Consider the following 6,079-nt stretch of genomic DNA (forward strand, 5'->3'; position numbering starts at 1 on the left):
CGGCGCTGCGCGGCACGGCCTCGGGCACCGGCGCATGGCAGGCGCTGCGCGGCGAGCTGCGCGGCGTGAGCGATGTGGAACGCATCACGGCCCGCATCGCACTGCGGCAGGTGCGCCCGCGCGAGCTGCTGGGCCTGTGCAAGACGCTACAAAAAAGCAGAGCAGCTTGCCGGGGCATTCCATGCTTCGGAGCCGTTTTTGGCCCAGATCTTCGACCACCTGCGTCCGCCGGTCGATTGCGGCGAACTGCTGCGCGCGGCCATCCATGAAGAGCCGGCGGCGCTGGTGCGCGACGGCGGCGTGATCGCCCCGGGCTTCGACGCCGAGCTGGACGAGCTGCGCGGCATCCAGACGCACTGCGACACCTTCCTGCTCGACCTGGAGACGCGCGAGCGGGCACGCACCGGCATCGCCAACCTGCGCGTGCAGTTCAACAAGGTGCATGGCTTCTACATCGAGGTGACCAGCAGCCACCTGGACCGCGTGCCGCACGACTACCGCCGCCGCCAGACGCTCAAGAACGCCGAGCGCTTCATCACGCCGGAACTCAAGACCTTCGAGGACAAGGCGCTGTCGGCGCAGGAGCGCGGCCTGGCGCGCGAGAAATGGCTGTACGAGCAGCTGCTGGACCGGCTGCAGCCGCATGTGCCCGCCCTCACCCGGCTGGCGCATGCGCTGGCCACGCTGGACGTGCTGTGCGCGCTGGCCGAGCGCTCGCTCACGCTCCAATGGTGCGCACCGCAGTTCGCGCCCGAGCCCTGCATCGAGATCGAGGGCGGGCGCCACCCGGTGGTGGAGGCGCGGTTGGCCGAGACCTCGTCCGGCAGTTTCATCGCCAACCACACGCGGCTGAACGCCAACACCCGCATGCAGGTCATCACCGGGCCGAACATGGGCGGTAAATCGACCTACATGCGGCAGGTGGCGCTGATCGTGCTGCTGGCCAGCATGGGCAGCCACGTGCCGGCCACGTCGTGCCGCCTGGGGCCCATTGATGCCATCCACACGCGCATCGGCGCGGCCGACGACCTGGCCAACGCGCAATCGACCTTCATGCTGGAGATGACCGAGGCCGCGCAGATCCTGCATTCGGCCACGCCGCACAGCCTGGTGCTGATGGACGAGATCGGGCGCGGCACGAGCACCTTCGACGGCCTGGCGCTGGCCAGCGGCATCGCCACGCACCTGCACGACCGCACCAAGGCGTTCACGCTGTTCGCCACCCACTACTTCGAACTGACCGAACTGTCGGCGCGCCACCAGCACGCGGTGAACGTGCACGTGGGCGCGACCGAGTCGGGCTCGAACATCGTCTTTTTTGCACGAGATCCAGCCGGGGCCGGCCAGCCGCAGCTACGGCATCCACGTGGCCCGACTGGCGGGCGTGCCGGGGCCGGTGCTGAACCATGCGCGCCACACGCTGGCCGCGCTGGAGCAGCGGGCCGGCGAGGGCGAAACGCAGGTGGACCTGTTCGCCGAGCCGCCCGAGGCCGAGGGGCCGCTGGTGAGCCCGGCGGAAGCGGCGCTGGCCGAACTGCAGCCCGACACCCTGAGCCCGCGCGAGGCGCTGGACGCGCTGTACCAGCTCAAGCGGCTGGTACGGGGCTAGGCCGCGCAGGCCATCGACCTCAGGCGAGGCTGACTTACTCGGCTGGAGAAACCGCGGGCTTCTACTCCTTGCCCGTGCGCTCGAACTTGGTCTTGGCCGCGATCTGCTGGCCTTCGGACAGGCCATCCATGTCGCGGTACAGATGCACCGACAGAGCGATGGCGCCGGACTTGTTCTTGAGGCTGTGGGGCACGCCCAGCTCGTCAGGCCCGAAGCCGGCCAACGACGCTTCTGTCCGCGCATTTCTTTCGGTCTTTTCGGCCAGCGGCGTGTTGTCTTTCGTTTCGCCGGTCGGTCGGTAGATTCGCTCCGACAACTTGCCCTTCAGGATGAAAGAAGCGCACTCGTTGGGATGGTCGTGGATGGGGGTCTTTTGCCTGGCATCGAACGCGAACAGTTGCAGGCAGAACGACTCTCCCTCCTTCGCGTGGCTGTGCAGCAGATAGCGACCGTAACCCGCCAACTGTGTGGCGTCCTTGGGCTTATAAATATCTGTGGACAACTGGGCTTCCTCCAGCAGGCTCTTGAGGGCGTCCGCCACGCAATCGCGCACGTCCTTGCCCGCCGCGATCTCGGCTTGCACGGAGGCATTTTGCAAAAGCTTCTGAACGCCGGCTTCCAGGCGCTTTTGGTTAGCCGCGTGGGTCTGCCGGGCTTGCAGGGACAGCGTGGTGTACACCTTGTCGAGCTTGGCCTCGCGGGCTGCGATGCCCGAATACGTGCCCAGCAGCGAGGTGCGTGGGCGCTTGGCCGAAGCACCTTCCGCGCTGGCGTCCGGGGACCGCGCCTGCAGGCCGTCCAGGCGGGCATCGCCGCCCGGCTGGCTCGAACCGGCAGGCCGTTTGTTCGAAGAGCCGGTATCGGCGACTTCGGCGCGTTCGGAACGGGGCGAAACGGCGCGGGAAGGGGAAGAGATGGAGCTGGTCGTCATGGTTTGAAAAAGAGTGGATGAGGAAGAAAAAGCGGGAGAACAACGGCGATCCACCGTGTCGCCACCCACCCGCCATTCTTCGAACCACAAGGCGGAATCCCGCCGCCCGTGCGAAGCAGAGGCACGGAAATGCGAATGTCTTTTCATATTGCGAAATCATCTGAAACATTGGCGACACGCCGCACCGTTTGTCCCCTGTTTCTGCCGCACCGTCTTGGGGCAAGTCCGCAGCGCAACGGCGACAAGGCCTACACTCGACCCTTTGTCCCCCAATTGCCCTCCATGACGTATTGCGTCGCCATCAAGCTCAACGCCGGACTGGTTTTCCTGTCCGATTCCCGCACCAATGCGGGCCTGGACCAGATCAGCTCCTTTCGCAAGATGATGATCTACGAGAAGGCGGGCGACCGATTCATGGTGCTGCTGTCCGCCGGCAACCTGAGCATCTCCCAGTCGGTGCGCGAGATCCTGCAGTCCGAGCAGCTCACCGACCGCGAGGGCGGCGAGCCGATGACGATCTGGAATGCCAAGAGCATGTTCGATGCCGCCCGCGTGCTGGGCGCCGCCGTGCGCCACGTGCATGAACGCGACGGCGCTGCGCTCAAGCGCTCGGGTGTGGACTTCAATGTCTCGCTGGTGTTCGGCGGTCAGATCCAGGGCGAGGGCATGCGGCTCTTTCAGGTGTACTCGGCGGGCAACTTCATCGAGGCCACGTCCGAGACGCCGTACTTCCAGGTGGGCGAATCCAAATACGGCAAGCCCGTGCTCGACCGCGTGCTGACGCCCGACACGCCGCTGGACGAGGCCGCCAAGTGCGCGCTGGTGTCCATGGACAGCACGCTCAAGTCCAACCTGTCGGTGGGGCTGCCGCTGGACCTGGTGGTGTATGAGGTGGGCCAGTTCGCCACCGACAAGATCGTCTGCATCGACGAGCACAACCCCTACTTCCGCATGCTGCACAACAGCTGGGGCGAGAAGCTGCGCGAGGTGTTCGACAGCATCGAAGACCCCGCATGGCACGGTGGCCTGACCGAAGTGCCGATCAAGGTCGAGCCGTCGCGCAGCCGCCCGATCAAGAAGATCACCAACCCGCGCGACAAGCTCGTCTGACGCCCTGGCGGCACGCCGCCACGGCAGCAGCCGCCGAAGCCCCATGCTCCCCATCGTCTTCTCGCACGCCAACAGCTTTCCGGCAGGCACTTACTCGGTGCTGTTTCGCCACCTGAAGAACCGGGGTTTCGATGTCAGCGCGCTGGACCGCTACGGGCATGCGCCCGAGTACCCCGTCACCAACAACTGGCCGCACCTGGTGCAGCAGCTGGCCGACTTCGCGCAGGAGCAGGTGCAACGCGTGGGCAGGCCGGTGTTCTTCGTGGGCCACTCGCTGGGCGGCTTCCTGAGCGTGATGGCCGCCGCACGCCACCCCGAACTGGCGCGCGGCGTGCTGATGATCGACTCGCCCCTCATCAGCGGCTGGCGCGCCAGTGCGCTGGGCATGGCCAAGCAGACGCAGCTGGTGGGTGCCGTGTCGCCCGGCAAGGTCAGCCGGGCCCGGCGCAATGCCTGGGCCAGCTCCGACGAGGCGCTGGAGCATTTCCGCAAGAAGAAGGCCTTCGCGCAGTGGGACGGCGAGGTGCTGCGCGACTACATCCAGCACGGCCTGCGCGAGCACGAGGGCCGGCACATGCTGCATTTCGACCGGGCCGTGGAGACCGCCATCTACAACACTCTGCCGCACAACCTGTCGCAACTGCTGCGAGCGCACCCGCTGCGCTGCCCTGCGGCGTTCATTGGCGGGCGCTCATCGGCCGAGGTGCGGCAGGTGGGCATGGCGATGACGCTGAGCATCACCCAGGGGCGGGTGACGGTGCTCGACGGAAGCCACCTGTTCCCGATGGAGCAGCCCAAGACCACGGCCGCCGCCATCGAAGCCGCACTGTTGAATCTCATGGCGGTCCGGGCCGCCTGATCCTTCGGCTCCCTGATCCCCCTGCGCCGGCTCCGCACCGTGCGAGAGTGCCGCCCAAACGATCTGCCGAAATCAATTACGAGGACGCAGAGCGCATCCGCCGTATGAAAGGTCGCGCCCATGGCCGGTGCCGCCCGCCGCCCGCCGCTGCATGGCACCCGCTTTTCGTGGGCCCCACGCACCGCACCATCAAAAAAATGGAATCTGCGGAGAAAGTTCTTCTACACTGCGGCAGCGTTACAACGTGATACAGCATGCCCCGTCCCCACACCGTCCGCCCCCGCTGCGCTGCTTCCCGCCCCCGCATGGCCCTCTGCCCGCCCTGTGGCGGCTTGCGCACATGACACAGCGCCCGGCACCTTCCGGCGGGCGCTGCGCCCGCCATTCGCGCACGGTGCGCTGACGCCCAAGCCATCGCGTCTCTCCCATTGCCACCGTTGCCATGCGCCTGTTTTCCCGCCTGCATCCGTGGTCTCCAACCTTCCTGCGGTGCTGGCTGCGCCGCGTTCTGCCGGGGTGCGTGGTGGTGATGTCCGCATTGCTCGCCCCCGCCGCCCAGGCCGCGCAACCGCTGGTGCTCCGAGATGGCATGCCGTCCGTGAACCTGTGGCACACCTTCACGGTGCGGGCCGACCGCACCGCCGCGCTGACGGCCGAGGAAGCCCTGGCAAACCCTGCCGCATTCGCCGCACCGGCCCACACGGGCGGATCGCTCGGAGTGCATGCGGGCGCCCTGTGGCTGCGCGCCACGCTGATCAACCAGGCGGGGGCGAACACGGAGTGGGTCGTGAACATCGATTACCCCGCCCTGCACCAGGTGGACCTCTATCTGGCGCAGGGCGGCCGCATCGTGCAGCAGGCCGCCATGGGCAACATGCGCCCGTTCAGCCAGCGTCCCTGGCAGTCGCGCACCCCGGCGATGGGCCTCAAGATGACCGCCGGCGTACCCTACGAACTGCTGGTGCGCGTGCGCACGGGCGGCAGCATGGTCCTGCCCGCCACCGTGGCGCAAGCCCCGCAGTTTCTCTCCGACGCGCTCGCTGAGCAGATGCTGCAAGGCCTGTTCGCCGGGCTGGCCCTTTGCCTGCTGATCTACAGCCTGGGGCAATGGATCGGAGGAGGCGAGCGGCTCTTTCTGCACTACGCGCTGCTGGTCGCGGCAAGCGCGGGCTTTTGCCTGCAGCTCTTCGGGATCGGGGCGCAGTACCTCTGGCGCGACCAGCTCTGGGTCGAGCTGCACATCGCCACCCTGTGCGGCTTCGCGGCGCTGGCGACCACGTTCCTGTTTCTCGGGCAGGCCCTGCTGGAGGGCAAGGCGCGTGGCGGTTTTTTTCGTGCCATGCAGGGCGGTGCCGCGGTCAGCGCGGTGCTGGGCGCCGCCTTTCTGGTGGACGGGATCGACACGCGCATGGCCATGGTGCTGCTCACCGCCCTGGGCCCCCTGCCCTGGCTGATGAGCGTGCCGGTGGCCTGGGCCCGCGCGCGGCGGCGCGATCCGCTGGGTGCCACGCTGCTGCTGGCAGCCGCCGCGTTCTTCATCGCGGCGGCTGCATGCGGCCTGTCGCAAGGC

At 67.5% G+C, this 6,079-nt stretch carries 4 protein-coding genes and 1 pseudogene; 4 read left to right on the forward strand and 1 reads right to left on the reverse strand.

Annotated elements, in window-relative coordinates:
• A pseudogene (mutS, locus tag AC27KI_RS17230) lies at positions 1–1,609 on the forward strand (DNA mismatch repair protein MutS); the annotation flags it as partial.
• A gap of 61 nt (positions 1,610–1,670) precedes the next feature.
• Here mutS and AC27KI_RS17235 read toward each other — a convergent pair.
• A complete protein-coding gene (locus AC27KI_RS17235; protein ID WP_487114928.1) occupies positions 1,671–2,540 on the reverse strand; it encodes a cysteine dioxygenase in 870 nt (289 codons plus the stop codon).
• Between the two features lie 282 nt (positions 2,541–2,822).
• Here AC27KI_RS17235 and AC27KI_RS17240 point away from each other — a divergent pair, with 282 nt between their 5' ends.
• From AC27KI_RS17240 to AC27KI_RS17250, 3 genes are all read left to right on the forward strand, one after another.
• Positions 2,823–3,650: a proteasome-type protease gene (locus AC27KI_RS17240; protein ID WP_284394794.1), complete on the forward strand. Its 828-nt coding sequence runs from the start codon at positions 2,823–2,825 to the stop codon at positions 3,648–3,650.
• A gap of 43 nt (positions 3,651–3,693) precedes the next feature.
• Positions 3,694–4,509, forward strand: a complete 816-nt coding sequence (locus AC27KI_RS17245; RefSeq protein WP_487114930.1) for an alpha/beta fold hydrolase — start codon at positions 3,694–3,696, stop codon at positions 4,507–4,509.
• 442 nt (positions 4,510–4,951) lie between these two features.
• Positions 4,952–6,079: 7TMR-DISM family protein (locus AC27KI_RS17250; protein WP_487114932.1), on the forward strand; the 1,128-nt coding region annotated here is incomplete at its 3' end.

It is taken from the genome of Acidovorax sp. KPB24-03 (assembly GCF_057546605.1).

Bases quoted from the DNA above. Each gene is read 5' to 3' on its own strand.
- AC27KI_RS17245 (WP_487114930.1), top strand. From the start codon at position 3,694: ATGCTCCCCATCGTCTTCTCGCACGCCAACAGCTTTCCGGCAGGCACT.
- AC27KI_RS17235 (WP_487114928.1), bottom strand. From the start codon at position 2,540: ATGACGACCAGCTCCATCTCTTCCCCTTCCCGCGCCGTTTCGCCCCGT.
- AC27KI_RS17240 (WP_284394794.1), top strand. From the start codon at position 2,823: ATGACGTATTGCGTCGCCATCAAGCTCAACGCCGGACTGGTTTTCCTG.